The organism is Jeotgalibaca arthritidis (genome assembly GCF_011100465.1).
Classification (GTDB): domain Bacteria; phylum Bacillota; class Bacilli; order Lactobacillales; family Aerococcaceae; genus Jeotgalibaca; species Jeotgalibaca arthritidis.
Map to the genome: position 1 here is coordinate 1,107,957 of NZ_CP049740.1, position 26,044 is coordinate 1,134,000.

25 protein-coding genes and 2 pseudogenes are annotated in these 26,044 nt (G+C 39.3%); 17 read left to right on the forward strand and 10 right to left on the reverse strand.

The genetic code is table 11. The annotated features are described in order from the left end of the window. Nucleotides 1-2 precede the first annotated feature (2 nt). Both G7057_RS05705 and G7057_RS05710 read left to right on the forward strand, forming a co-directional pair. The gene (locus tag G7057_RS05705) at nt 3-830 is read left to right on the forward strand and encodes an exodeoxyribonuclease III (RefSeq protein ID WP_166161953.1); all 828 of its coding nucleotides are present in this window, start codon (nt 3-5) and stop codon (nt 828-830) included. 38 nt (nt 831-868) lie between these two features. Then, the gene (locus tag G7057_RS05710) at nt 869-1,471 is read left to right on the forward strand and encodes a hypothetical protein (protein ID WP_166161955.1); all 603 of its coding nucleotides are present in this window, start codon (nt 869-871) and stop codon (nt 1,469-1,471) included. 4 nt (nt 1,472-1,475) lie between these two features. On the opposite strand, the gene G7057_RS05715 is transcribed toward G7057_RS05710, so the two are convergent. Beyond that, nucleotides 1,476-2,435, reverse strand: a complete 960-nt coding sequence (locus G7057_RS05715; RefSeq protein WP_166161957.1) for an IS30 family transposase — start codon at nt 2,433-2,435, stop codon at nt 1,476-1,478. Nucleotides 2,436-2,529: 94 nt separating this feature from the next. Here G7057_RS05715 and G7057_RS05720 point away from each other — a divergent pair. The 6 genes and pseudogenes from G7057_RS05720 to G7057_RS05745 form a co-directional block, all read left to right on the forward strand. Continuing rightward, nucleotides 2,530-3,588 (forward strand): annotated as a pseudogene (locus tag G7057_RS05720) (MutS-related protein); the annotation flags it as partial. 237 nt (nt 3,589-3,825) lie between these two features. Then, nucleotides 3,826-4,368 (forward strand): helix-turn-helix domain-containing protein, encoded by a 543-nt coding sequence (locus tag G7057_RS05725; protein ID WP_166161961.1) that lies wholly within the window; start codon nt 3,826-3,828, stop codon nt 4,366-4,368. Between the two features lie 8 nt (nt 4,369-4,376). Further along, nucleotides 4,377-5,216, forward strand: a complete 840-nt coding sequence (locus G7057_RS05730) for an IS3 family transposase (protein ID WP_264372193.1) — start codon at nt 4,377-4,379, stop codon at nt 5,214-5,216. A gap of 255 nt (nt 5,217-5,471) precedes the next feature. Beyond that, nucleotides 5,472-6,083, forward strand: coding sequence for a cysteine peptidase family C39 domain-containing protein (locus tag G7057_RS05735; protein ID WP_227004669.1), 612 nt, complete (start codon nt 5,472-5,474; stop codon nt 6,081-6,083). Nucleotides 6,084-6,737: 654 nt separating this feature from the next. Next, a complete protein-coding gene (locus tag G7057_RS05740) occupies nt 6,738-7,070 on the forward strand; it encodes a putative HlyD family type I secretion protein (RefSeq protein ID WP_193566105.1) in 333 nt (110 codons plus the stop codon). A 20-nt stretch (nt 7,071-7,090) separates the two neighbouring features. Then, nucleotides 7,091-7,309, forward strand: a pseudogene (locus G7057_RS05745) (ATP-binding protein); the annotation flags it as partial. A gap of 35 nt (nt 7,310-7,344) precedes the next feature. Here the strand turns inward: G7057_RS05745 and G7057_RS05750 are convergent. From G7057_RS05750 to yaaA, 3 genes are all read right to left on the reverse strand, one after another. After that, a complete protein-coding gene (locus tag G7057_RS05750) occupies nt 7,345-8,676 on the reverse strand; it encodes an MATE family efflux transporter (protein WP_227004671.1) in 1,332 nt (443 codons plus the stop codon). A gap of 92 nt (nt 8,677-8,768) precedes the next feature. Further along, entirely contained in the window at nt 8,769-9,485 is a 717-nt protein-coding gene (gene treR, locus G7057_RS05755; protein ID WP_166161967.1) for a trehalose operon repressor, read from the reverse strand. A 101-nt stretch (nt 9,486-9,586) separates the two neighbouring features. Next, on the reverse strand, nt 9,587-10,333 hold the full coding sequence (yaaA, locus tag G7057_RS05760; protein WP_166161969.1) for a peroxide stress protein YaaA: 747 nt from the start codon (nt 10,331-10,333) through the stop codon (nt 9,587-9,589). A 280-nt stretch (nt 10,334-10,613) separates the two neighbouring features. On the opposite strand from yaaA, the gene mnmE reads away from it, so the two are divergent. From mnmE to G7057_RS05780, 4 genes are all read left to right on the forward strand, one after another. Beyond that, nucleotides 10,614-12,002, forward strand: a complete 1,389-nt coding sequence (gene mnmE / locus G7057_RS05765) for a tRNA uridine-5-carboxymethylaminomethyl(34) synthesis GTPase MnmE (RefSeq protein WP_166164094.1) — start codon at nt 10,614-10,616, stop codon at nt 12,000-12,002. Between the two features lie 28 nt (nt 12,003-12,030). Continuing rightward, nucleotides 12,031-13,932: a tRNA uridine-5-carboxymethylaminomethyl(34) synthesis enzyme MnmG gene (mnmG, locus tag G7057_RS05770; protein ID WP_166161971.1), complete on the forward strand. Its 1,902-nt coding sequence runs from the start codon at nt 12,031-12,033 to the stop codon at nt 13,930-13,932. Between the two features lie 166 nt (nt 13,933-14,098). Beyond that, nucleotides 14,099-15,103, forward strand: a complete 1,005-nt coding sequence (locus G7057_RS05775) for a sodium:calcium antiporter (RefSeq protein ID WP_166161973.1) — start codon at nt 14,099-14,101, stop codon at nt 15,101-15,103. Nucleotides 15,104-15,336: 233 nt separating this feature from the next. After that, entirely contained in the window at nt 15,337-16,167 is an 831-nt protein-coding gene (locus G7057_RS05780) for an aldo/keto reductase (protein WP_166161975.1), read from the forward strand. 125 nt (nt 16,168-16,292) lie between these two features. Here G7057_RS05780 and G7057_RS05785 read toward each other — a convergent pair whose 3' ends face one another. Then, nucleotides 16,293-17,147: a helix-turn-helix domain-containing protein gene (locus G7057_RS05785; RefSeq protein ID WP_166161977.1), complete on the reverse strand. Its 855-nt coding sequence runs from the start codon at nt 17,145-17,147 to the stop codon at nt 16,293-16,295. A gap of 130 nt (nt 17,148-17,277) precedes the next feature. Between G7057_RS05785 and G7057_RS05790 the strand changes: the two genes are divergently transcribed. From G7057_RS05790 to G7057_RS05800, 3 genes are all read left to right on the forward strand, one after another. Then, nucleotides 17,278-17,415 carry a hypothetical protein gene (locus tag G7057_RS05790; protein WP_166161979.1) on the forward strand — a complete coding sequence of 46 codons (138 nt, stop codon included), beginning with the start codon at nt 17,278-17,280 and terminating at the stop codon, nt 17,413-17,415. Nucleotides 17,416-17,611: 196 nt separating this feature from the next. Further along, a complete protein-coding gene (locus G7057_RS05795) occupies nt 17,612-18,442 on the forward strand; it encodes an ABC transporter ATP-binding protein (protein WP_166161981.1) in 831 nt (276 codons plus the stop codon). After that, on the forward strand, nt 18,432-19,199 hold the full coding sequence (locus tag G7057_RS05800) for an ABC transporter permease (RefSeq protein WP_166161983.1): 768 nt from the start codon (nt 18,432-18,434) through the stop codon (nt 19,197-19,199). The genes G7057_RS05795 and G7057_RS05800 overlap by 11 nt, the downstream gene beginning before the upstream one ends. Nucleotides 19,200-19,628: 429 nt before the next feature. Here G7057_RS05800 and G7057_RS05805 read toward each other — a convergent pair whose 3' ends face one another. After that, nucleotides 19,629-20,192, reverse strand: a complete 564-nt coding sequence (locus G7057_RS05805) for an NADPH-dependent FMN reductase (protein ID WP_166161985.1) — start codon at nt 20,190-20,192, stop codon at nt 19,629-19,631. A 172-nt stretch (nt 20,193-20,364) separates the two neighbouring features. On the opposite strand from G7057_RS05805, the gene G7057_RS11935 reads away from it, so the two are divergent. Beyond that, a complete protein-coding gene (locus tag G7057_RS11935) occupies nt 20,365-20,637 on the forward strand; it encodes a YkvA family protein (RefSeq protein WP_166161987.1) in 273 nt (90 codons plus the stop codon). A 92-nt stretch (nt 20,638-20,729) separates the two neighbouring features. Next, on the forward strand, nt 20,730-21,815 hold the full coding sequence (locus G7057_RS05815; protein ID WP_166161989.1) for an aldose 1-epimerase family protein: 1,086 nt from the start codon (nt 20,730-20,732) through the stop codon (nt 21,813-21,815). Between the two features lie 47 nt (nt 21,816-21,862). On the opposite strand, the gene G7057_RS05820 is transcribed toward G7057_RS05815, so the two are convergent. Genes G7057_RS05820 through G7057_RS05835 form a run of 4 tightly spaced genes read right to left on the reverse strand, consistent with a single transcriptional unit; the run spans nt 21,863 to nt 25,960 of the window. Beyond that, the gene (locus G7057_RS05820) at nt 21,863-22,660 is read right to left on the reverse strand and encodes a hypothetical protein (RefSeq protein WP_166161991.1); all 798 of its coding nucleotides are present in this window, start codon (nt 22,658-22,660) and stop codon (nt 21,863-21,865) included. A gap of 4 nt (nt 22,661-22,664) precedes the next feature. Further along, nucleotides 22,665-23,567 (reverse strand): ABC transporter ATP-binding protein, encoded by a 903-nt coding sequence (locus G7057_RS05825; protein ID WP_166161993.1) that lies wholly within the window; start codon nt 23,565-23,567, stop codon nt 22,665-22,667. Further along, nucleotides 23,564-24,742, reverse strand: coding sequence for a hypothetical protein (locus G7057_RS05830; protein WP_166161995.1), 1,179 nt, complete (start codon nt 24,740-24,742; stop codon nt 23,564-23,566). The genes G7057_RS05825 and G7057_RS05830 overlap by 4 nt, the downstream gene beginning before the upstream one ends. A gap of 12 nt (nt 24,743-24,754) precedes the next feature. After that, the gene (locus G7057_RS05835) at nt 24,755-25,960 is read right to left on the reverse strand and encodes a hypothetical protein (protein WP_166161997.1); all 1,206 of its coding nucleotides are present in this window, start codon (nt 25,958-25,960) and stop codon (nt 24,755-24,757) included. Nucleotides 25,961-26,044 lie beyond the last annotated feature (84 nt).

Consider the following 26,044-nt stretch of genomic DNA (forward strand, 5'->3'; position numbering starts at 1 on the left):
AAATGAAGTTAATTTCATGGAATATAGATTCATTAAATGCTGCTTTAACCAGTGATTCAAATCGTGCACTGCTGACGCGAGAGGTACTAAGGAATATACTTGCTTTGAATCCCGATATCATTGCGATTCAAGAAACAAAACTAACCGCAAAAGGATTAACAAAGAAGCATGCAGAGATATTAGCCGAACACGCTTGGGAATACGAGATTGCATGGAGAAGTGCTGTTGAACCTGCTCGTAAAAGTTATGCGGGGACGTTGTTCTTATATAAGAAAGCTCTAAATCCGGTAATTACTTTTCCTGAAATTGGAGCACCAACAACGATGGATGCAGAAGGTAGAATCATTACCTTGGAATTTGAAGATTTGTTTGTCACACAAGTATATACTCCGAATGCTGGAAATACATTGGGACGATTAGAAGACCGCCAAATTTGGGATCAAAAATACGCAGAATATTTATCCCAATTAGACCAAACAAAACCAGTACTGGCAGTGGGAGACTTTAATGTCGCTCATGAGGAAATAGACTTGGCTCACCCCGATCGCAATCATTTCTCTGCGGGATTCACGGATGAAGAGAGACAAGGCTTTACACACCTATTAGCCCAGGGATTTACTGATACATTCCGTCATTTGCATGGAGATATTGAAGGGGTATATACCTGGTGGGCACAGCGAGTGAAGGCGAGTAAAATTAATAATTCAGGCTGGAGAATTGATTACGCTCTAGTAAGCGATCGACTAGCAGATAAAGTAGTCAAGTCGGAAATGCTTGATTCTGGAATTCGGCAAGATCACACACCGCTCTTAATTGAGTTGGAATTTTAAAGGAAGTAATCTCATAGGGGTTATAGAGGGAGTTAGCAATGGGGGATCGTTATATAGTAATAAGTATCGTAGTGGCTGTGTGTTGCGTAATTATTTTCATGGAAATACGCAACCGCCTGAAACTGAAAGCGAAAGTACGGAATCAGTGGGGGGAAGCTCCCTACCAAATTCGTTTTGATAAGGAGAAAAGCTTGAAAACAGCTTGGCAAACTGAAAAAACCTTTTCTGAATGGGACTCTGAAATTGATGATCTTACTTGGAACGATCTGGATTTATTTGACGTTTTTGAAACAATCAATGCTACTTATTCCAGCATAGGCTCTCAGGCTTTATACTGTCAACTTCGCAATTATCATTTTAAAAAAGATGAACAGTTGGAGAAGGTAATAAAATATTATGAGGAAAATCCTCAAACAAGAGAGAAAGTACAATATCAGTTCGCACGTTTAGGAAAGCAAGATAATAACTTAGTAACAGCCTATCTGTCAAAGCCGCAAAATCAACTAGGTAACTTGTATATCTATCTAGCATTAGGTTTATTCCCTTTTATCGGCGTACTTCTTTTGCTTTTCGGACAACTAGCTGGGGGATTTTTTTTATTGGCTAGTGCGGTCTTAAATCCGATTTATTATATGATTTGATTTGTCAATTTAAGCTAGACAAAGTAGATTCATCTAGGTAACTCAAAAATACTTCCAGTGGCGTCTGGTATGCCAAGGATTTTCGTGGGATGTTATTTCGCTTGTTCGCAACCGATGAAATAAAGGGTTGATCCACTTGGTTGAAGTCCATTTCTTTTGGCAACCCATCTTTTCGCAGTAAACCGTTTGAATTTTCATTCAGGGCCCGCTGCGAAGGCGTTCCGGGATCAGCGAAATAAATAGCGATGTCATGTTGGTTGCTTAGGGTTTTCCAATTGGAAAATTCTTTCCCACAATCAAAGGTTATGGACTTAAATAAATGTCTGGGAATCGCTTCAAACCACTTGTTCATCGTATGCTCGATGTCACTTGCCTTCCGCCCATCGGGCTTTAAGGTGATAATGACTTTGGAGAGGCGTTCGACCAAGGTTATGACGGCACTTTTGTGATGAACACCGACAATGGTATCGCCTTCGACATGACCGAATTCTTCCTTGAATGCCGGGTAATCATTCTCCCTTTCAGCGATATTCCGCTTGAAGGCCTGTTTTCCCCGACGTTCCTGATGGCCGTTTGGTTTCCGTTTTCCCTTCATGGGTAAAGTTGTTTCATCGAATACCTTTTCCTTGAAGCGACGATAGAGGGTCCTCATGGAGCATCCGATTGACATCTCCTGGCGACCGATGATGACATCGGGCGTCCATCCCTGTGCGACTTTTTCAGTGATGTAGACCTGTTGTTCCGTTGGCAGGACAATCTTGCGTCTTCCGCAACGCTGCTTGTTTTTCTTGTATTGTCGGTAGTACTCCAGGGCCGTATGGCCTTCTTTCAAGAAATTGATGACATTGTAGACTGTCATTCTGGAACGTTTTAACCGGGCTGATATTGTCGTCACAGCGATGTTTTGATGGTAATAAGCCTCTATCATCACCAGTTCATCCGTGGTAAGATGGGTGTAGGTCATTCGTGATCACTCCTATGTATTCTTTGGTCGGAATTACAATTTGAGTGTACCACGAATGGCTTATTTATTTGTCTAGCTTAATTTTACAATCGGCGTGATAAAAAAACTTTCTCTTGAAACGGAATTAAACAGCATGCGCTATTTCGTTCAGATGATTGCGACTGCAAACAAACTAGCAAAGATTGAAACACCTTTGCAAAAACCGTTACAAGAGGCATTAAAGCCACTCCGAACTATTCCTCAATTCGGCTTCGCTTTTCGTTTAAAAGGCAATACGGAAGCGGATTTGATATTCGATTATTTAAATATGGTAGTCATGCTTCCTTTTATTTCTTATAGTTTTGTTTTGAACAGCTTGCAGAAAAATCAGAAAAAAGCGATTCAAGTTTGGCAGCTTTTAGGGAAGTTAGAGCTAGCAGTTGCCATCCTAAATTTCCGGACCTATATGCCGTTGAGTTGTGAGCCGGAATTTCAAGAAGATGGTGTCACTGCAGAAAGCATTTATCATCCTCTTTTAGAAGAACCTGTTACTAATCCATTACATTGGAAAAAGAATACTTTGGTTACGGGCTCAAATGCGTCTGGAAAGTCTACCTATATCAAAAGTGTTGCAATTAATTGTATCCTTGCTCAGACCATACAAACGGCTCTTGCTTCCAGCTTTTCTTTGGCCCCGGGACACGTCATAACTTCTATGGCGGTAGAAGATAATATTTTTGAAGGAGATAGTTACTTTATTGCGGAAATCAAGTCGATTAAGCGTTTGTTAACACAAGTGGAAACAAATGAGAAGTGTTATTGTTTCATAGATGAGATTCTGAAAGGGACGAATACAATTGAACGGATTGCTGCTTCATCAAGTGTCGTTCATTGGCTTCGGAATTTTCCGAGTCTGGCATTTATTGCGACCCATGATATTGAATTGACCGAAATATTAAAAACAAGTTGCAAGAATGTTCATTTTGCTGAAAGTGTCACGAAAGAAGAGGGAGTCGTTTTTGATTATCTGCTAAAATCAGGACCTGCACGAGTAAGGAATGCGATTTCCTTGCTTAAAGTTTTAGATTATCCTGTCGAGATTATCCAATCAGCTCAAAAAGAAGCTGCTCATTTTGATCATCATCGTAAATGGCAGCCTCTATCGGATTCGTGATAAGAAAGTAAAAAAATATGGAAACTGTCATCATAGGCAAAGTGCTCTTTGTTACATGAAGACAGTTTTTTATTTTTTTAAGCTCTACAGGACCCTATCAAATGAAACCTTTTTATTAATTCAGTATAATATAAGAAACAATAGTATGAATAAAGAGGAGGCGCTTATGAAAAAGATTTTACTTGTGGCTGTGTAGTGACCCCCTAAATTCGGACGCGGATTTAGGGGGTCTTTTATATGGGCGAAAAATATAATAAAGAATTAAAAATAAGAATTGTAAGGGAACATAATCGTGGGTACTCCACTAAGTTTCTATCTGATAAATTTGACATCGCACACGCTACTATCAAAACTTGGTGTCGACAATATCACATGTATGGGGAGGCCGGAATTGAAAAAAGTCTGTCTAAAACGAAATATAGTGGTGAATTTAAACGATCTGTTCTAAACTATAAACAGCTAAACAAGATGTCCTACGCTGAAACAGCTATACACTTTAGTATAAAGCACTCATCGACCATCGCCAATTGGCAAAAAATATATGACACTAAAGGGTTTAATGGCTTGAATGGTTCGCAGGGACGTCCTAAGAAAGAAGGAGCCTCTGATATGGTGAATAAAAAGCGTCAACCAAGAAAACTCACACAGTCTGAATTAGAAGAGCTTATCGTATTAAGAGAAAAGAACCAGCTGTTAGAAGCAGAATTAGCCTACCTAAAAAAGTTGGACGCCTTAATCCAGAAGAAATCACTCACAAAGAAAAAACCAAAATCATTCTAGAATTAAGGCTGGAACAACCTGATGTCACACTGAATAGATGGTTTAAACTAGCAGAGCTACCTAAGAGTTCATTCTATGAATGGAAAAATAAATTAAGTCTACAGGACGACATGGATCCCTTGGTCGAAGAGATTAAACACATTATCGCGGCATCAAATCATGCCTATGGCTACCGTAGAGTGACGATTGCTTTGAAAAAAATGGGATACACTGTCAACCATAAGCGTGTGTTAAGAATTATGAGAGAGAATCATCTTCTGTGCGTAAAATTTACACGTAAAAATCGTCGCTATCGTTCATTTAAAGGAGAAGTCCGTACAATCGCTGAAAATCATCTCAATCGTAACTTTGTGACGACTCAACCCAATGACGTTTGGGTCAGTGATGTGACCGAATTTAAAGTGGCAAATTCGGAAGAGAAACTTTACTTATCAGCGATTATGGATTTGTACAACAGTGAAATAATCGCCTATAGTATGAGTCAATCGCCGACTGTCAGATTGACTAATCAATCACTTGAAGAGGCGCTAACGCTGCTTCCTGATAAACACAATCTTATGATACATACAGATCAAGGGTTTCACTACCAACATCAATCTTGGGTCAATCTACTTAAGAAGCATTCTATTTGTCAAAGCATGTCTAGGAGAGGAAATTGTCTGGATAATTCGCCAATGGAAAATTTCTTTGGTCTACTGAAACAAGAAATGTATTACGGTGAGACAACTGAAAGCATTCATCATTTAAAAGAAGCGATCGCTACATATATTTATTGGTACAACAATGAACGAATCAAAATAAAATTAAACGGCCTGTCACCTATTCAATATAGGTTACAAGCCGCTTAGAATAACTATTCAATTAAAGTCTAAAGTCCGTGTTTAAGGGTGCACTACACTAGCCGAGCTTTTCTTAAAAAACTATTGACAAAATTATATTTGGTGGTAGTTTAAAGTTGATTAGTTAAATATATTTATTTATATCATGTTAATTACTTAATTAAATAATATTACCTATTGTTAATGATCCATCTTAACATTCAAAGTTATCTAGTTTAAAAGACAGGAGGTTATCCATTGCGATTTAAAAAATGACCGTGCACGATGCAACATGATGCTTCAGATTGTGCGGCAGCTGTTGTATCAACAGTTATGCTACGGTACAAAAAAGAATCAACAATTATGAAGGTCCGTGAAATGATTGGTACTGATGCGTATGGAGCAACGGTGAAAGGGATTATGGATGGTTTAGAAAAACTAAATTTTAATGCAAAAGCCATTCGAACGACAGTCGAGCAAATCACAGCTGACTTGACTTACCCAGCGATTGCTCAAATCCAAACAGAAGAAGGACTCAATCATTTTGTTGTGATACATAAGGTGACCAAAAAAGATCAAATGATTATTGCTGATCCAGCTAAAGGGATTGAAAGAAAAGATAAAGCTGAATTTGCCGAGCAATTTTCTGGTGTAATGATCTTTATGGCGCCAACGACTGAATTTGAAATGATGAAGATGAAAGATAAAGGAATGTTTGAACTATTCGTTCAACTGATCTTGCCACAGAAAAAGCTGATGGGTGTGATCATTCTTGCATCTGTGTTACTAACCGCATTAGGAATTTTTTCAAGCTTTTTCTCGAAAATCATTATGGACGAGATTATTCCTTATCAATTAAAAAGAAGTCTCTATGTTTTTCTAATTGTCTTTGCTTAGGAAAGGTCTCAGGTGGGATTGCTAGAGTGGTTAGTTTAATTGGAGGGTTTTGGGCTGGCTTCTTAGCAGGGCTCGGTTCTGCATTAGCAATAGGTTACTTAGGAAATAAACGGGTATTTTATTGATATGAGTAGAGGAGGTGAATTAATTGAATTCCCTATTATTAATAATCGTATTAATTATTTCGATCTATCAACTTATAAATAAATTTATAAATAAAGAAAAGTATAGTATATTCGCTTTCATGGTTGCAACAAGCTGTGTAATAATAAGCAACTTGCCAAATACAAATATAGAGATTGTTATCTCAATATTTACTAGTATTTTCTATATTTTTTATATGCTTGACTTTTTTGTCATTACACCATTGTTATCAAGAATAAGGAACTCAAAAGTTTAGATGAAGCCATTTTATGATGGTTCACGGTCAAAAAATGAAATATTCCAAAACAATTATTAATAACGAGCAGTTAAATTAAACAATGCTCGTTATCAATCTATTACACACTATTTGTATAGGTGAAGGAAATGATGGTGGTGGGCTGACTCAGTCATGGGCAATGGGTACCTGTGTTTGTTTTTAAAATTTTAGTATAATTTAATTACCTACAATAATCTGGTGTCCTTCATTACCTTCAACCGGTTTCAATCGGTATGTCACTGCAACAAAATCAGATTGTGGGTGAGATTGCAACTGAGGAAAATGGCTTTTACGTTGATAGCTATATCCAAGCGCAAGATCGAAGTAAAGTTGAAGTCGGACAACCTGTCAATGTGGCTGTTGTGGGGGTGAATAATTACCGTTTTGGTACGATCACAGGAACAGTTGAATTTATCGAACCTGGAACGATTCAAAATGAAACAGCAGAAGGTGTGATTAGCTTTTATCGAGCAAGGGTTAGTTTAGACGAAGACTTTTTAGCTAGTAAATCAGGGAAAACTGTTGAAATCATTCGTTCAATGCCAATTGAAGCGAGGATTATTTAAAAACGGACAATAAAAAAGCTGTTTTATCGGTTCAAAATACGGTGGCGGTTATGCCAGAAGATTTGGACCGACTGTTTGATCGGTTTTATCGCGACAATGAGTCGCGCAATCAAAGTACTGGAGGCTATGGGATTGGGCTATCGTTGGCTCAAGCGATTGTTCAGCAACATGGTGGCAGTATTCAGGCGCTAGCTCTTTCAAATCAGCACATTCAATTTCAAGTCGTATTACCATTGTAAGGCTGGGATAAAATCCCAGCCTTTTTTTGTCTTGATTAATTCGCCAACTGTTTTGCCTTTAACAGTTGGTAAGTGATGCTTTGGTAAATGAGCATGACGGTCCAGCCGATCATGCTGGCAAAGGCTACGCCGCGTATGCCTAGTCTCGGAACGAGGAGGTAGACAAAGAGGACGCGGAAAGAAATTTGAATGACAGTTCCGATTAGAGTGGGCTTCATGATGCCTAGTCCTCTGAAGTAGCCTTGCATGCCATTGGTGAAGGCAGGCCAGAGGTAAAAGAAGGCCATTAAGCTCAAGTAACTCATTCCCATTTCAATTAAATGGGGATTGTTGGCGGAAACGAATAGTGTCATAATCGGCTTTTGGAAGGTAAGAACGGCGATACAAATCAATAACCAATAAATGGTTTCCAATCGCAAGCCCGACCAGAAGCCTTTTTGCATACGGTCGTGTTTTTTAGCGCCACGGTTTTGCGCCATAAAGACCGTCATTCCGTTTGCAATGCTCTGTTGAGGCGTGAAGGCGAAGTCATCAATTCGGCTGACCGCATTAAAAACAGCAATGACATCCACACCCAGTGTATTCATTTTCCCTTGAATTAGCAGCTTGCCAATCGGTTGCGCCGCTTGTTGGAGGGCCGTCACTGACCCGTAGTTGAGGGTAGTTTTCAGCAAATCCTTATCAATCCGCCATTCATGTCGTTTCACTTTTAACTCATGCACATGGCGGTAAACAAACATGAGGCAGAGTGTGGCTGATAGAATTTCAGCGATAATGGTAGACAAGGCAGCGCCCGTAATTCCCCATCCCCACAGCGCCACGAAAACAACATCTAAAACAGCATTTAATCCAGACGCAAAAACTAGAAAATAGAGCGGCGTTTTCGAATTTCCCATACTTCTGAGAGCAGCCGCTAAGGCATTGTATAAGTAGGTGAAAGGAAAACCAACTAACACAATGCGCAAGTATAAGCTAGCATCGTCCAAAATATCACCAGGTACCTTTAATAAGGATAAAAGTTGAGGCGTAAATAAAAGACCAAAAAATAAAACAATTATAGAAAATAAAGCACCAAATAATAAAACCGTTGAGACCTGCCGCCGCAATTTCTGGTAGTCTCCCGCACCAAAAAATTCACTCATCAAAACGGAAGCCCCAATACAAATCCCACTAATACTCAAGACGATAATGGTCATAATCGGATTGGACGTTCCGACTGCGGCAAGGGCATTCTTGCCGACAAAGCGACCAACAATAATAGAATCCAAGGCATTATAAGAAAGCTGAATCAGATTCCCTAAAATCATGGGAATAGAAAATCGAATCAGCAGTTTGGCAATCGGGCCATTTGTCATATCTGACTGCAACGAACATCACCTCTTTTAAAAGATGATAATAATGTACCATAATTGTGAAGAAAAAAGAGTGAAAGACCATTTTGGATCCAAACTCTTTTTTCTCACAAACTATGTTTTCGTCTAGCAAACTCAACGAACTTGAAGCGGTCTAGGCGGTGTCGTGATTCGGTATATTGGAAGAGGCGGGTGTCCTCTAAATAGACTTCACTTTTAACGACAACGACATGGGTATCGTTTTTCAAGTTCATATAATGTTTGTCTTCTTCGGTAATTGGTTCGACGACGAATTCTTTTTTAGCGTAGGCGATATTGAGCTGTCGCTCTTGTTCTAAATAATCATAAAGGGAGATTTCAGCTGCATCGGTTGGCACAGATTCGACAATATCACGCAGCAAATAATCCTTATCCAAAATGATGACTTCGCCTGAAATTTTACGCAAGCGCACTAAGCTAATCACTTGTTGGTCTTCGGGAATGTGGAAACGTTCGGCTAAGTAGCGCGGAATGGTTTCTACTTTGTTTTGAAGGACAATCGTCTCGCTATTAATTTGCTGGCCATCTTGAAGCTCCTTAAAACTGGTTAATCCAGAAACGGGAAATTGCAGGCGCTGGATGTCCAAGACAATCGAGCCTTTTCCTTGTTGCTTTTGAATATAGCCACTTTCCAATAATAAACGCAGTGCTTTTCGAATGGTTTCCCGTGATACGCTGTACATTTGGGCCAAGTTTAATTCACTGGGCAGCAGGCTGCCAGCAGGGTATTCTCTTTGTTCGATTCGTTGTTTGAGGTCTCTAAAAATTTCATGAAATTTATTCATTTTCCTTAACTCCTTAGCCCATACTGGTCTGTTTCTGGTATGCGCCTTCTCCCTTAAATTTTATCATAATTAGGGAGGAAAATCGAAGGAAGGTCAGTGATTTAGTCCTGATAAATGAAAACATATTTTTGGCTGGTCGAATGCTCTGCTGAAAATTGATAATGAGGATGGTCAAAGTGTTGTAAGTCTTCGACCGCTTCAACATGATTTTCAGCCATATAACGCACCATTTGGCCGCGTGCCATTTTAGCTAGCGTTGCTTTCACCTTCAACTTGCCATCAATTAGATTAGAAAACATAATCTCGATCAACTGATCACCTTCCTTGAGGTAGGGGCTGATGGCTTTTGTATATTCTTTGGAAGCTAGATTAATGACCGGTCCGTCACTGAAATCAAGGGCGTCATACAAATGGCTTCCCCAATAATGATAGAGATTTTTGTGGCCATCGACTTGAAGTGGCGCCTGCATTTCCAAACGATAGGGCGTAATGCCATCAAACGGGCGCAAGACCCCATAAAAACCAGATAAAATTCGCAAATTTTCTTTCATATAAGCTAGAGCATTTTCGCTAAACAAATCCGGAGACATATATTGAAACTGCAAGCCCTTATAACTCATCACGGCTGGCGATAGTTGATTAGCCAGCTCCATTTGCTTCAAGCGCTCTCTATTTTCTGTGGCAATTTGGTCATTGCACTTCCACAGCGCTTTCGCTTCCTCGTAGGTGAGGCTATTGAGAGTATCGAGAATGACCTGTGTTTTTTTAAGAAAAAGGGGCGTTGTTTCTGCTAGGAAACTGTTAGTCTCGGCGACCATTTTTTTAGTGGGTGAGATGATGATTTTCATAAGTGAGTCCTTTCTTCATATCGTCTTCCAACTATCTTAACATGATGATTATGAAAAAACCTAGTCTCAAAAGTATATTAAAATTGAAACAAAGGACTTGCATTTAGTAAGCAATGTCGGTATAATTTCTTAGAATTCAATTGTGAAAGAACCAATAAAATAACCAACATGTGTGACGCAGTCAAAGTGCTTAACCATCCGAACAGACAACGGGTGGAGTGGGCACTTTTTTCATGCACAAAAATGAAACACTGATAGGAAGGAGAGGCAATCCCTCATGATGATAACGGAATTTGATACAATTGCAGCTATTTCAACGCCTCCAGGAGAAGGGGCAATTGGAATTGTAAGAATAAGTGGTGACGATGCGATCGCAATCGCTGATCGCTTATACCAGTCAGGATCGAAGCAACTGAAAGATGTTGATAGCCATACCATTCACTATGGCCATATTCATAATCCTAAGACGGATGAAGTAGTTGATGAAGTCATGGTAACGATTATGCGTGCGCCTAAGACATTTACAAAAGAAGATGTTGTTGAGATTAACTGCCACGGTGGTGTGGTGAGTGTGAACCGCATTTTACAAACTATTTTACAACACGGCGCGCGGTTAGCAGAACCGGGTGAGTTTACTAAGCGGGCGTTTTTAAATGGGCGGATTGACCTCTCCCAAGCGGAAGCTGTTATGGACTTGATTCGGGCGAAAACAGACCGAGCGATGGATGTGGCTTTGCGCCAATTGGATGGCGATTTGTCTCATCTGATTCGCGATATTCGCCAAATTATTTTAAATACATTGGCAGAAGTGGAAGTGAATATCGACTACCCAGAGTACGATGATGTTGAAGAAGTGACAACTCGACTATTGAAGGAAAAAACCATTGAAGTACAAGGTCATGTTGACCAACTACTGAAAACAGCAAAACAAGGGAAAATTTTGCGTGATGGACTAGAAACTGCCATTATTGGTCGCCCGAATGTTGGGAAATCAAGCTTGTTGAACCGTTTGATTCGAGAAGAAAAAGCAATCGTAACAGACATTGCAGGAACAACCCGAGATACGATTGAAGAATATGTCAATGTTAACGGCGTTCCTTTGAAATTGATTGATACAGCGGGAATTCGTGAAACAGACGATATTGTTGAACAAATTGGTGTGGAACGTAGTCGTCAAGCTTTGTTGGCGGCAGACTTAATCTTGTTATTGATTAACCAAAATGAAGTGCTTTCTGATGAAGATCGCGCCTTACTCGACTTAACGCAAGATATGAACCGCATTATTTTATTAAACAAGAGCGACTTAGCTGCAAAGGTATCGGTTAGTGAGCTAACCGAATGGAGCAGTCCAGAGCAAATTATTACAACCTCTATGTTGGAACAAACAGGATTGGACCAATTGGAGAAACAAATCGCTGCCATGTTCTTTGCTGGCGAAACGGGTGAGAAGGACGCGACTTATATTTCTAATGTCCGTCATATCGCACTTTTACATGACACACAAGAAGCTTTAGAAGAAGTTATTTCTGGAATTGAAATGGCTATGCCGGTTGATCTGGTTCAGATTGACTTTACGAGAGCTTGGGAATTATTAGGTGAAATTACAGGTGACACTGTTCAGGATGAATTGCTGACACAACTATTCAGTCAATTCTGCCTCGGAAAATAAAGGTCGACATAAAGAAGGGAATAAACGAATGAACCGATATGAAGCTGGAAATTTTGATGTGATTGTCGTTGGTGCTGGACACGCAGGTTCGGAAGCTGCACTTGCAGCGGCTCGAATGGGTAGCTCAACAGTCTTATTGACAATTGATTTAGATATGGTGGCATTTATGCCATGTAACCCATCCATTGGTGGCCCTGCTAAAGGGGTTGTCGTACGTGAAGTAGACGCTCTCGGTGGCGAAATGGGTCGTAATATTGATAAAACTTATGTACAAATGCGGATGCTAAATACTGGGAAAGGTCCTGCTGTTCAAGCATTACGTGCGCAAGCAGATAAAAATGACTATGCCCAAGAAATGAAAAAGACTATCGAAAAACAAGATAACTTGTTATTGAGACAAGGGATTGTAGAAGAATTAATCGTTGAAGACGGTGAAGTTAAAGGTGTGGTTAGCCATACTGGTGCTATTTACCGAGGAAAAGCGGTTGTCCTAACTGCAGGAACATCGTCTCGCGGCCAAATTATTATTGGTGAACTGAAATATTCATCAGGTCCAAACAATTCACAACCATCGATTAAACTGTCTGAAAACTTACTCGAACTAGGCTTTGACTTGGCACGTTTTAAAACAGGAACACCGCCAAGAATTCTATCATCATCGATTGATTACTCTAAAACGGAAGAACAACCCGGAGATACAGAACCAAATCACTTTAGCTTTAGCTCTAAAGATGAGGACTACTTACAAGAGCAATTGTCTTGTTGGTTAACGTATACAGGAACAGAGGCCCATCAAATTATCCGTGATAACTTGCACCGCGCGCCAATGTTTACCGGTATTGTTGAAGGGGTCGGCGCTCGTTACTGCCCATCAATTGAAGACAAGGTCGTTCGTTTTAGCGATAAACCGCGTCACCAATTGTTCTTAGAGCCAGAAGGACGCAACACGGAAGAAGTTTACGTGCAAGGTTTGTCGTCTTCTTTACCAGAAGATGTTCAATTGCAAGTTCTACATTCTATTGATGGCTTAGAAAATGCTAAAATGATGCGGACAGGCTATGCCATTGAGTATGATGTGGTCAAACCTCACCAACTTCGTCCGTCACTAGAAACAAAATTAGTGAAGAACTTGTTTACAGCAGGCCAAATGAACGGAACATCTGGTTACGAGGAAGCTGCTGGACAAGGCATTATCGCCGGAATTAATGCCGCACTTTCGGTTCAAGAAAAAGAGCCGCTTGTTTTAAAACGTAGCGATGGCTACATTGGCGTTATGATCGATGATTTGGTTACAAAAGGAACGCTAGAACCTTACCGTTTACTAACTTCTCGTGCCGAATACCGTTTGCTATTACGCCACGATAATGCTGATATTCGTTTATCAGAGATCGGCCATGAGATTGGCTTGTTGAGCGAAGATCGTTACCAAGCATACTTAGAAAAACAAGAAGCTGTTAACGAAGAGATTGCGCGTATTAAAACGATTCGCCTTAAACCAACAGAAGACTTGCAAGCTTTCCTAGCGTCACGCAATTCAGCACCATTGAAAGATGGGTTCTTATTCAGTGATTTACTGAAACGTCCAGAGTTGGACTACAAAGGATTATCGCCATTCGCACCACTTGAAGAAGAATTAGCAAGTGATGTCATTGACCAAATCGAAATCCAAATTAAGTACGAAGGCTATATTAAAAAAGCCATTGCTAAAGTAGAAAAATTGAAGAAAATGGAAGAGAAACGCATTCCAGAAAATATCGATTACGATGCCATCAATGGCATTGCTACAGAAGCAAAAGATAAATTGAAAAAAATTCAACCTGAAACAATCGCTCAAGCTAGCCGCATCAGTGGTGTAAACCCAGCAGATATTTCTGTTTTAATGGTGTATGTTCAAAGCGGGAGATATACGGTGTTGGAAGCAAGTAACTAATAATAGCCGATTATTCTTGTCAGAGCCCAGTGTTTTGATATAATAGTCTTGAAAAAATGACATAATGACATACGGTTGAGCGCATGCGTTCAAGGACTTTTCTTCAGGGATGGGAAGAAGTTCTTGAGCATGCGCTTTTTTGTGTTCATTTTTAGGAGGAATAGTAATGACAACTTTTATTTCAAGCCAATCTTGGCTGATTTTAATGCTTATTTTTGCAGCATCTTTGTATCTTTTATCTAAGGCGACGGATCATTTGGTTGACCACGCAGTAACGTTATCGCGTCAGTTCGGCGTATCGGAACTTCTCATTGGCGCAACAATTGTGTCACTCGGAACCACTCTTCCCGAACTAGCCACCTCAGTCGTTGCCCTTATCAACGGCACAACTGACTTTGCTTTAGGCAATGCGATTGGGTCTGTGGTAACCAATACCACCTTAGTATTAGGGGTAGGCAGTTTAGCAGGTAGTATGCCCGTAGCCAAAACAACGGCCAGTCGCTTACCTTTTTTAATTGGATCAATTCTTTTGATAATAGTGGCGAGTCAGTATCCCTTTGAGAACCATTTTTTCTCAGCAGGACAGATTCATCCACTAATTGGGGTGGCGCTTTTATTAGGGCTAGGCCTCTATATGTGGTTGTCGTTTAGAACTCCGGCAGGGGAGGCAGAACATAAGGAAAAAGCGGTTGAGCCAAACCAACCAACTGCCTTATTTTTGAAAGAAGGATTGATTATTTTCATTAGTGCCGTTGGGGTGGCTGCCAGCGCCAGTATTTTGGTGAGCACGGTTGAGACGGCCGCTAGCCGGCTGGGCGTTTCAGAAGCAGTGATCGCGGGGACGGTGGTCGCCTTGGGAACGAGTTTACCTGAATTGAGCACCACTTATGCCTCAGTTAAGAAAGGCTATGGTGGATTGGCGATCGGAAATATTATTGGCGCCAATAGCCTTAACTTGCTCTTAGTTCTCGGTGTCTCCATTGCCTTTTCGCCAGCTGGATTGGGCGTGCCGGCTATTTTTTACCAGCTTCATTTTCCGCTGGCAGTCCTCGTCATCGGTATGCTGACCTATTTTATTTTTAATACTAAAAAATTGGCAATTAGTAAGCGAGAGGGGCTGATTCTGCTGGTGGTTTACTTCATTTATTTATTGCTTAATCTTGTTTTATAGTGAAAAACCAACTTCAGCGTCGAAAAACTCAGTGAAGTTGGTCAATTAGGCATTTTTTCCAACTTCAGGGGAAAAAAGAAGGCTGAACTTGGTCGAATGAGGCTTTTCGCCAACTTCAGGGAGAAAATTGGCTGTGAAGTTGTTTTTTTATCTGAAAAGAAATCAAATCAGAAGAAATTCTTAGTTGAAATAGGTTACAATAGTAAAAGAAATTGTCTTGAGGAGTGAATGATATGTTTGGAAATGAAAAAGTGACATTGAGTAATGGAACAACGATTCCAGTTCTTGGTTACGGAACTTGGCGTAATACAGATCCGAAAGAGTGTGTGGAAGGTGTGAAGGTTGCTTTAGAATTAGGCTACCGTCATATTGATACGGCGCAAATGTACGGCAATGAAGAATTGGTTGGGGAAGGGATGCGCTTGAGCGGTGTGCCGCGTGAGGAAATCTACTTAACGAGCAAGTTAAATAACTCCAACCATGGTTATGAAAATGCGGTTCGTACGATTGATGAGTCGTTAGAAAAATTGGGAACTGACTATATGGACTTGTTCTTAATTCACTGGCCAGAGGTTGCGGGTCACGAAGAGGATTGGGCAGAAGATAACATTGAAACATGGCGTGCGCTAGAAGAAGCGTATGAAGCAGGCAAATTAAAAGCGATTGGTGTCAGCAACTTTAAAGTGAAACACTTAGAAAACTTGCTACCAAACTGCCGTATTAAGCCGATGGTTAACCAAATTCGTCTTCACCCAGGTGTTTTACAAACAGAAACAGTTGCGATGAGTCGTGAAGCGGGTATGGCGATTGAAGCGTGGTCACCACTATCACCGATTCCACAAATGTTAGAGGACGATGCTATTGTTAAGATGGCAGAGAAATATAAAAAAAGCATTGCGCAATTGTTACTGCGCTACTGCTTAGATAAAAACTATATTCCGTTAACAAAATCCGTTCATTCTGAACGAATTAAAGAAAACGCTGAAATCTTTGATTTCAAATTGGAACAAGCCGACCTTGATTACTTCGATCAATGGGAATGGCAAGGGGATATTTTCTTATAAAATTTATAAATAGAAAAATCATCATCTTTTGGCTTTAGTACCGTGCGTACCGAAGATGATGATTTTTTTATGTTTTTTTAAAGTTATTGTAATGAAAGAAGCTGATTATTTCAAATAGATTAAATTTAATTCAAATATTTTTTTAATTCCTCTTGATGAGCCTTCGCATTGATATTATCTCCGAGTGAGTACATGGTTTCAATGGCCTTCATGCAGTGTTGTTTCCCTACTTCAATATTTCCTTTTTTAATCTCATATAGTCCTTTAAGATAATTAACTTTATTCTTTTCATAGTAAAATCTTGTATTTTCTAGGTTCCTATCAGCAAGTAAAAAGAGAGAATCAAGCCTATGTAGTTCATCCTGTTCAATCATAACGATGATGACATTGCAGGCAATTAAGGCTAAATCATTTTTTAGGTAAAAAATATCAGAAAAGAAGCTGGCTTTTTTAAAAGCTACTTTGCAAAGAAAGTCAATTGAATCAATGGGCAGAGAAAATAAGGAGTTTCCAAATAGACTGAGTTCGTAATAGCCCCAATCCTCTACCTGAAGTAAATAGTTTGTTATCAATTTAACTTGATTATTATCAAAAGCTAGACCGCTGATTTTATTTATGTATTGATTGATAAGGACGATGTTGTGCTTATGTCTATAATTGCCATCTAACTCGAGATATTCTTTTTCTTGATTTAACAGTTTATTTAACAAAAAAAGGTCATCAGAAATGAGGGCCTCCCTGTAATTTTTAAAAAAGTTTTTTTGTGAGTATTCTTTTCCGCTTGAATTTAGTTCTTCGAATTCCCTAAGATTAACATTCAAACGTTCTAACAGAGACAGGAAACTTGAAGCTGATATATCGCTGCTATTACGTTCATATTTTGATAAAAAAGGTAATGATATAATGCCATCAGCAAGTTGTGCTAACGTCATGTTTTTTGATTTTCTAAGTATTCGAATTGTTTTTCCTAAGTTAGTCATATTTCCCACCTCTTACATAGTTAAATAATTTTACCATAATATTGTCATTTAACATATAAGAAAAAAATAATAAATTTTAGATAATAAAAGTTATTATTAGGGAGCGATTAAAAGAGGGAGGTAAGTAAGTATGAGTAAAAAGATTAAATATGTTCAAGTTTTCACAAATTTATTGTTTATAGGCGTGAGCTTACTCCAAACTATTATATTGGAAGATGATAATAGCGCGATCAGAACTATTGGTATTATTGAATTAATTGACGGGTAGTAGTGTTTACTATCCAAATAAACAACTGCTCTTGAGTACAATACTATTATATATAAGGAAGTTATTTTTGTAAGTCTACTGTCCATGTTTTTATTAAAATCTAGTTTTTTTATTAAAATATGGAATTTACGAAAATTAAATACTCTTTCTAGAGTGCTATATAAAACTAATAAATGAAGGAGGCAGTTTAATAATTATGATTAGTGTAAAAGGACTATCTAAAACGTTTTATGGGCAACTTGCCTTGAATGATATTAATTTTTCAATTGCCAAGGGGGAAATATTTGGTTTTCTAGGTCCCTCTGGTGCTGGTAAGACGACAACTATTAATATTCTAACAGGTCAATTATTAGCTGATTCAGGGCAAGTGATTATGTTTGACAAAGAAGTTGGACATTTACAAGCTTCTGATTTTGAACGAGTAGGTATTGTTAGTGATACGAGTGGTTATTATGAAAAGTTGAGTTTATACAAAAATATTTTATTGTATGCAAAACTATTTGGGGTTAAAAAACAAGAAGTTGATGAGATTTTAAAAAGGGTCGATTTGTATGCTAGTAAGGACAAACCAGCTGAAAAGCTTTCTACTGGTATGAAGCAACGTATGTTATTAGCTAGAGCGATTATTAACAAACCAGATGTGTTATTTTTAGATGAACCAACGAGTGGTTTAGATCCAACAACTTCGAAACGAATCCACGAACTTCTACTTGAATTGAAGTCATCAGGTACTAGTATTTTTTTAACAACCCATGATATGAATGAAGCAACGTTTCTATGTGATAGATTAGTACTTCTGAATCAAGGAGAACTGATAGAATCAGGGACACCACAAGAAATTATTCATAGAAATAATCATGTAAAGGCGTTGAAAATAGCGTTTATAGATGGAAGTTCTGTAAAAATACCATTTGAGAACTTAACATCATATATTTCGAGAGATGATATTTTTTCAATACATTCTTGTGAGCCTACGCTAGAGGATATTTTTATTAAATTGACAGGAGTGAGGTTAGATGCTCAATAGAACAGTAACACTGATTTGGCTACGTGCGCAGATGTTATTAAGTAATAAGAATCTATTAATTCAAATCGCTATGCCATATGCCTTAGCTTTGCTATATAAAAAATTTCTAAATCCATCTGGGGGAAATACAATTGAAATTTTATTTACATGTCTAGGGATGTCCTTTGCCTTTTCTTTAGGAAATATGGTATCGAATATTATTTCTGAAGAGAAGGAAAAAAATAATTTAAAAACTCTTATTTTGTCTGGAGTCGGTAGTAGCGAATATATTATATCAACACTATTTTTTCCAATTATATTGGGTGTTTTAACAATAGTATCTTTTCCATTGTTGGTTGAATCGAACTTAGGGAACAATTATTTGAATTACTGGATAGTTTCTGTCTTGACTGCCATTGCAGTTGTATTGTTGAACTTGTCGATTGCTTTGCTCTCTAGTTCACAATCGAAAACCCAAATCAATACACTTCCAGTTATATTTATTACTAGCCTTTTGCCGATGTTTTCTCTTTCAAATCATACTCTTGAAAAGATTAACAGTTACAGCTTTATGGGAAGCTATACAGAGTTTTTTGTTAGTTTGACGAAAAACTCCGACTATTCAATTAAATCCGAGTCTTTTTATGTTTTGTTAGCGTGGCTAATCGTGCTTTTAGCTTTGAATATGGTAGCTTTTAAAATGAACTTATCAGGAAAAGTAACTAAGAAAACAAAAAAGCTTAATTTAGGATATCTTTTTTTAAAAAAAAGCATATAACACATTGATATTTATTTAAGAGATTTTAATTGAGAGTAGTTACTGTTGTATTAATGTATTGAAGGGAGGTGACAAATATGTATGCATTTATTGCTGGGGTAGCGTTCGGAATCTATCTGTACTGTAAATAAAATATTTAAGAATGTTTACGGGAGGAGGGAATTTTATGTTTGCAGTAGGCGTAGTAGTTGGTTTTCTCGCAGCATGGGCTATTAAGGGATAATAAAAGAGTTTAGGTAAATACTTATTAAGTAGAGGCTACATACGTTTACGTATGTAGCTTCTTTTTTCTAAACTCTTTTATTACAGTTAAGTTTAATGTTAAGAAGAGTGTTTGTCAAACAATCTTGATCTAAGAAGTGCATATGTCATCTTAAAACAAAAAAACCCGTCTACCCTTCAGCTGAAGGATAGACGGGCAATTATCGGTTATTTTTCTCTAACGGTTTTTAATGCTTCGCCCCAGCTAATGACTTGGTCGAGTTGGGCATTAAAGGTATCTTCGTGTAAGGCAGCTGGTGTAAATTCGCTCATGTTTTCGAAGTCAGTAAAGAGTGACATAGCAACATGGGTACGAACGGATGCGACTTGTAATTCTGCTAAAACAATACGCAATGCTTCTGCTGCGCGGACACCGCCTGATGAGCCGTAGCTAACAATTCCGGCAGGTTTGTTATTGAATTCGACATATAGATAGTCGATGGCGTTCTTTTGAGCTGATGTGATTCCGTGATTATATTCAGGTGTCACGAAAATATAACCATCTAGCGATGCGATTTTTTCAGACCAAGGTTTTGCCTCTGGCGTTTGATAGTCTTGGCTGTAAGCAGCGGAGATGGGCTCGTTATAAAGGGGTAAGTTGTAATCAGCAATATCTACTACCTCATATGCTGCATCTTGTCGCTTGTCAGCCCATTCTTTTAGCTTATTTGCGACCTTGATACTGTTACGGTTTGGGCGAGTACTACCTGTGATGATTCCAATGTTCAACATCTGTATTCCTCCTCAAATTTGGTTAGTAAAAAATCTGTCTTACAAGCCAAGGATAACGCAAATCAGGGGGAAAGACAAATGCTTTACTTCGAATTTGAATGAAAATCCTCCTTCCGACCGATAACAAAACCGCTCCTTTTTCTTATAATTATGGTATTGAAGGAGGGAGACCATGAAAACGAAGAAACGCTTAATCACAACCCCGACATCAAAGATCAAACAATTAACAACAGCCGTAATGAGCGGTAAGTTAGATAAACGGAAAAGATGGCTGATTGCGGGGATTTTATTGTATGTGATTAGTCCCATTGATGTGATTCCTGATTTTCTACCGATTGCAGGTTATGCGGATGATGTCGTGCTGCCTATTCTCTTATTGGTTGCTGAGCACATGATGACCCAACACACTGAAGACAAACGTAAAGATGTTAGCCCACAAGATTAATCTATGACAATCCGCACAGAAGCGAGCCGTTTCTGTGCTTTTTTTGTTGTCTAGGGTATAATTTTAAAAAAGAGCAAAGTGGGGCGAATGATATGGTTGTTTTAGAAAATGAACGATTGAAAGTAACAATTGCCAAAAAAGGAGCGGAGCTTCAAAGTGTCTTTCATAAGGCAGAGCAGTTTGATTATATTTGGCAAGGGGCGGAAGGGTTTTGGTCGAAACAGTCACCTAATTTATTCCCGATTGTCGGTCGCTTGATTGATAATAAGCATATCAAGGATGGCCAAATTTACGAGATGAATCAACATGGCTTTGCTAGGGATAATGACTTTGAGCTTGTGGAACAAACGGCAGAATCGGCTTCTTTTGTCTTAGTGGAAAATGACGAGACACTCGCACGCTATCCCTATGCCTTTCAGTTAAAACTGACCTATACCTTAAAGGAAAATGCAGTCACCGTTTTATTTGAAGTCGAAAATCGTTCTGACGAAACAATGCCCTATTCGCTAGGCGGGCATCCAGCCTTTAACGTGCCGTTAAATGGCGAGGGTCGCTTTGAAGACTATGAGCTTCACTTCAACAATAATACGCTGACCGATTTTGAGTATCACGAGATGAATCCTGCGCCTTATGTGAGTGGTATTAAACGTCCGCTAACTGCCGTTAAGGAAGGGAAATTGAAAGTAGACCGTGAGCTGTTTGGTGCGGGTCTCATTATTGATGGCCAGGATGGCGCTCTTCAAAAAGCTAGCTTAGTATCTAATCAAACCGAGCATAGCGTGACCATTTTCATGAATGATTTTCCTTATTTATGTGTGTGGACAGAAGAAGGTGTTGAAGCACCGTTCTTATGCGTGGAGCCTTTCCATGGCATGGCTGACCAGCACGGTGAAATAGGTGAACTGGCTAACAAACGAGGCATTCAATTGTTAGAAGCAGGACAAAAGAATGGCCATTCTTATCAGATGGTGTTTGATTATCAAAGTGAGGTTCAACTAACTAACAAAGAGGGAGAAAGTAGCCTTCATCATGTTTCAGAAGCAGGGTTAGACCATTTGCGCCAGCAATTAATAGACCAAACACAAGCTGAATTTGAAATAAATGGGACAACTTACCTAAAAGCAGATTTAACCCATGTTGCAATGGAAAACTGGACTATATCATTTGATTCTAAGTAAACGAAAAAGAGAGGCTGGAATTTTCCAGCCTCTCTTTTTTATTTCATTTAAATTGGACTTAATAAGACTGAAGACATATCTTGAATATAAAGGAATTGTCCGTCCTCAAGGGTTACAACAGGATTGACATCAGTCGGCTTGCTTTCGAAACGAGATAGTAATTCGATGACTTGGAAGCTATGGTCGGGATTGAAGATATAGACGTACTTCAACCTGTCATTGCCATAAGACAAAGGCAATGAGATTTCGTAGCTACCTGCTTCTAAATCTGTTCCGACATAATAGGCCCCATTGTTTAATTCATAGTCGCCTTCTTCAATCACGGGTTGACCTTGGCCGATAATCACAACGGGCACATTAGGCGGCGGTGAATCGGAATTGGTGAGGTAAAGAAATTGCTGGTCATTTTCTTGATTGGCTGTTAGTTGCATGCCATCGTAAAGATTAAGTTCCAAGTGCCCAGATTGGTCAGTCATCACGTAGTTAAAGAGCGTTTCACCATTTTCATCAGCGATGGTGACTTGAGCCGCTGTAAAGTTGCGGTTAATCATATAGCGGCCTTGGGGGACATCATCGCCCACAACAACTGGCGTTTCACTCAAGGGTATAAAGAGCTCGTCTCCTACAAAGGTCAGTGGTTTTTGGAAAAAGAAATCGGGAAGGGATGGATTTAAAGCATCTTTCTCTTCGCCAAGAATGACTTGATTCTCTTGATAAGCCAGAATGGCAGCTGAATCTTTTTCAATAACGCGACCGTCATAGCGTTCGCTAGCTAAACCCTTAAAGGATGAACAGCCTGTTAAAACCGTGATGGCGAGAAGCAAAGGAAATGTGATTTTTTTCATGCCATCACTCCTTATTCTCTGTTGTAAAATCATAGATGCGAATATAATGATCAGCCGTTCCTAGAGGCCCAACTGACAATTGTTCCACCTTGTAGTGACGTAGCTGGCTAACGTAATGAAGGGCTTCTTGGTCGTTTTTAACCGGAATACAGCAGAGATTATTGTCTAAATAAAGGCTGCCTTCTGGAAGTGGGAGCAAGCGATCATAGTCGACTTTTGCAAGTTTTGCTTTGACATACTGATCTTTTTCTTGATGGTGGTCAGAAATATAAACAAACTTCCCATCTTCTAAAAAGTAAACCTTATCAGCGTATTCATCTAGATTGTCGAGTAAGTGAGAGGCAACCATAATAATTTTCCCCTCAGAGCGTAAGTGATTCAGAACGCTCGATACTAGATTGACATTTTCAGGGTCCAGTCCGTTCATCACTTCATCCATCAACATTATGGGTGTGTCGGCAGCGCACATCATGGCAAAACAGAGGCGTTGACGCATTCCTAATGAATAAGTGTGAACATGGCGGTCGACGTAGTGATTCATATGTAGTCGATCAATAATTTGATCAACGGTCTGTCCGGCTTTTTTTTGCCAAATATCAGCATACATTTGAATATGTTCGCGGCCTGAAAAATTCTCGTACAAGTCTGCTTGGTCAGGGAAAAAGGTAACTTGTTGATGGAGCTTTAAAATATCTTTTCGGCTGTTGCTATAGGTTTTGCCGTCAATGGTGATGCTGCCACCTTTAATAGGGATGTAGCGCATAATAGCATTGAATAGGGTGGTTTTTCCCGTTCCGTTAGGTGCAACCAAACCGATAATGGATGCTTTTTCAATATCAAAGCTAATCTGATTTAGAATAGTGCGATCGCCGTATTGGACGGTTAGGTCAGCTATGGATAAAGTCATTGACTCGTCCTCCTTTTTAATCCGAGTGTTTGGGTTTGAATGTGGTCGAAAACCACATGGAAAATCAGTTCGATTATCACAACTAGTCCGATCATGACAATCGGGCCCTTCCAAATGTTGACACCGAGTTGTGCGAATGTGTCGCTCGTAAAGACATCCTCAATATGGAAGTAAAGGCTAGGCTGCCACGATGACAGGGGCTGAATGACTGTCCATAATGATGGAAGAAAGAATAAGGCAACGATGGTAACAATGGTTAAATAAATGGTTCTAAAGATCCAACTCAATCCGGTTGCTAAGAGCATGAGGACAAAGCTAACCATCATGGCAAAGGCTAAAGCAAGGCAGACATACTGCCAAACGGGAATAGGTAAATAACCGCCTTGCCAGTTAATCATGATTGGGTAGATTAAGCTTCCGCTCGTTTCCATGATTAAACTAATGATGTAGCTCGTTGCTAGCCCTAAAAGAGAGGCTGCCCACATCAATAACCAGAGTTGCAAGCTACGTAACCGCCATTGTTTTTTCCAATGAACGGGTAAGCCGTGAGTAATACTCCAGTTTTTCAATTGATCGCGGCTAAAGCTGTCGCAAGCGAGTAGAGCGACGAAAAGAAACAGAACCAGTCCAATCATCATATTGACTTCTTCAACTAAAATAGTACTAGCCGAGAAGGCGTTCCATTCGATATCAATCCCTTTTTCATCCATATAGTTGAAAAAGGCTAAATCTCTATAAATATCCGTTTCATCAGGCAAATAACTAATCAAATAAGCATAGTATTCAAACTGATCGAGTTCGAGTAAATAGGCGTTATTGCGGGCAATATTAACCCCGTTTTCTAAATAGCTGTCAAAGACATGCTCCAAACCTTTAATTTCATTGCCATCACGTTTAGACAAAATATATAGCTGCATACCATATAACATTTGCTGTTTAGCCATGGTATCGTAAACGTCTTTACCATCTTCACCAGTGAAGACACTTTCTGGAATCGAGTTAAAGAGCTGGTGAATGGTTTGGTACTGCTCATTCATTTCCGCTTCAGGGAAAGTGAGCGTTTGTTGTTTATATAGAAGGGAAAATGAGCTAAAGAAGAGGAAAAAGCCCAGTAACAAGAGACGGGTTTTCCAATCGCGCATTATTTTTTTCCATTCCCATTTTGCTAGATGCATCTTTTTCCTCCTTTAACCAATAAATGTTTGTCGTGTTCGTAAGCGTGCTGCGAGAGCGAGTAGAAGTTCTAGGCAGACAACCGCCACCAAAACAACCACGATGCCTCGTCCAGCAGTCACTGTAGAGGTATTCAAGAGGTAGTTCTTTTCCCCGGTCATCACCTTGCCAAAGTCAAAGTAGGTTTGGGGGAAGTAGCTGATGTCGATGCCGAGTAGGTCCCTCGTTGTGCGACTGAAGTAGAGTTTCTCAAAGAGGAGGGTAAATAATCCTGCTAGGAAAACGACGACTTCTTGCTTGAAAATGAGTGACCAAAAGGCTGATAGTCGTGTGAAAAAGTAAATAAATACGATTAAAAAAGGAAGTGCTTGAGCTAAAAAGCTTCCTATACTCACTAAGGTGAAGGGGGAAACTTCTGAAAAGAAAAAGTCCTCACTGTAGTTAAAGAGAACCACTGGCCAATTGAGTGACCCAAAGCCATATAAAATGCCGTTTATTATGAAGAAGCTGGCTGCCAAAGTAGATAGCATCACCAAAATAAAGACAATAATAGCGAGTGATTGGATGAAGAGGTAGCTTCCCCAAGCTATTGGCACGCCGATATGTTGGGTTCGTTTTTTTATACCTAGTACAAAGACATCGCAGGCAATAAAAAGGGTAAGTGTCACGAGGACTGTTGGCCCCCACTTACTAAGGAAGACTTGAATCTGCTGCCAAGCGGTTTTTTCTTGGACAACATGGAAAGATAAATCCTCAGCTGGATAGCTCTCTAATCGCTTGCTGTACATCATTGAATCAAAGAAAAAGTCCTTGTCAGGGAATAGCGATTTCTTTTGGTAGAATTCTGTTTGTTTATCCTTATGGAAATCGGGTACATACTGCCTACTAATAGCGAGATAGCGTGACACGTCACCATTTTCAATGGCGTTAAGAAGGGCACGGCTATTTTCGTATTTTAGCTTCCCGTCCACATAGGCCGATCTGCCAGTAAAGAGGTTGACACTGAAATTCTCCTTTTCAGCAGCAGTGTCCATAATACCTTTATTGGCGTGGATGCTCATTTCTAGTTTATCAAGATCAATGGTATGAATATCGTCTTGGTGGGGCAGTAAAAAACCACTGTAGACGACCATGCCAATGAGCGCCAGTACAAAGACTAATCTATTTTTCTTATGGCGAATCAAATGCCGCCATGTTTCCTTAAAGACAGCTATAACCATTATCTAACTCCTTCCGTTTTAATTAAATTACTACTATTTTAACATAGTAATTTAATAAAAGAAGGATTTTTATCAAAAAAATGC

Bases quoted from the DNA above. Each gene is read 5' to 3' on its own strand.
- G7057_RS05705 (WP_166161953.1), top strand. From the start codon at position 3: ATGAAGTTAATTTCATGGAATATAGATTCATTAAATGCTGCTTTAACC.
- G7057_RS05710 (WP_166161955.1), top strand. From the start codon at position 869: ATGGGGGATCGTTATATAGTAATAAGTATCGTAGTGGCTGTGTGTTGC.
- G7057_RS05715 (WP_166161957.1), bottom strand. From the start codon at position 2,435: ATGACCTACACCCATCTTACCACGGATGAACTGGTGATGATAGAGGCT.
- G7057_RS05725 (WP_166161961.1), top strand. From the start codon at position 3,826: ATGGGCGAAAAATATAATAAAGAATTAAAAATAAGAATTGTAAGGGAA.
- G7057_RS05735 (WP_227004669.1), top strand. From the start codon at position 5,472: ATGCAACATGATGCTTCAGATTGTGCGGCAGCTGTTGTATCAACAGTT.
- G7057_RS05740 (WP_193566105.1), top strand. From the start codon at position 6,738: ATGTCACTGCAACAAAATCAGATTGTGGGTGAGATTGCAACTGAGGAA.
- treR (WP_166161967.1), bottom strand. From the start codon at position 9,485: ATGAATAAATTTCATGAAATTTTTAGAGACCTCAAACAACGAATCGAA.
- yaaA (WP_166161969.1), bottom strand. From the start codon at position 10,333: ATGAAAATCATCATCTCACCCACTAAAAAAATGGTCGCCGAGACTAAC.
- mnmE (WP_166164094.1), top strand. From the start codon at position 10,614: ATGATAACGGAATTTGATACAATTGCAGCTATTTCAACGCCTCCAGGA.
- mnmG (WP_166161971.1), top strand. From the start codon at position 12,031: ATGAACCGATATGAAGCTGGAAATTTTGATGTGATTGTCGTTGGTGCT.
- G7057_RS05775 (WP_166161973.1), top strand. From the start codon at position 14,099: ATGACAACTTTTATTTCAAGCCAATCTTGGCTGATTTTAATGCTTATT.
- G7057_RS05780 (WP_166161975.1), top strand. From the start codon at position 15,337: ATGTTTGGAAATGAAAAAGTGACATTGAGTAATGGAACAACGATTCCA.
- G7057_RS05785 (WP_166161977.1), bottom strand. From the start codon at position 17,147: ATGACTAACTTAGGAAAAACAATTCGAATACTTAGAAAATCAAAAAAC.
- G7057_RS05790 (WP_166161979.1), top strand. From the start codon at position 17,278: ATGAGTAAAAAGATTAAATATGTTCAAGTTTTCACAAATTTATTGTTT.
- G7057_RS05795 (WP_166161981.1), top strand. From the start codon at position 17,612: ATGATTAGTGTAAAAGGACTATCTAAAACGTTTTATGGGCAACTTGCC.
- G7057_RS05800 (WP_166161983.1), top strand. From the start codon at position 18,432: ATGCTCAATAGAACAGTAACACTGATTTGGCTACGTGCGCAGATGTTA.
- G7057_RS05805 (WP_166161985.1), bottom strand. From the start codon at position 20,192: ATGTTGAACATTGGAATCATCACAGGTAGTACTCGCCCAAACCGTAAC.
- G7057_RS11935 (WP_166161987.1), top strand. From the start codon at position 20,365: ATGAAAACGAAGAAACGCTTAATCACAACCCCGACATCAAAGATCAAA.
- G7057_RS05815 (WP_166161989.1), top strand. From the start codon at position 20,730: ATGGTTGTTTTAGAAAATGAACGATTGAAAGTAACAATTGCCAAAAAA.
- G7057_RS05820 (WP_166161991.1), bottom strand. From the start codon at position 22,660: ATGAAAAAAATCACATTTCCTTTGCTTCTCGCCATCACGGTTTTAACA.
- G7057_RS05825 (WP_166161993.1), bottom strand. From the start codon at position 23,567: ATGACTTTATCCATAGCTGACCTAACCGTCCAATACGGCGATCGCACT.
- G7057_RS05830 (WP_166161995.1), bottom strand. From the start codon at position 24,742: ATGCATCTAGCAAAATGGGAATGGAAAAAAATAATGCGCGATTGGAAA.
- G7057_RS05835 (WP_166161997.1), bottom strand. From the start codon at position 25,960: ATGGTTATAGCTGTCTTTAAGGAAACATGGCGGCATTTGATTCGCCAT.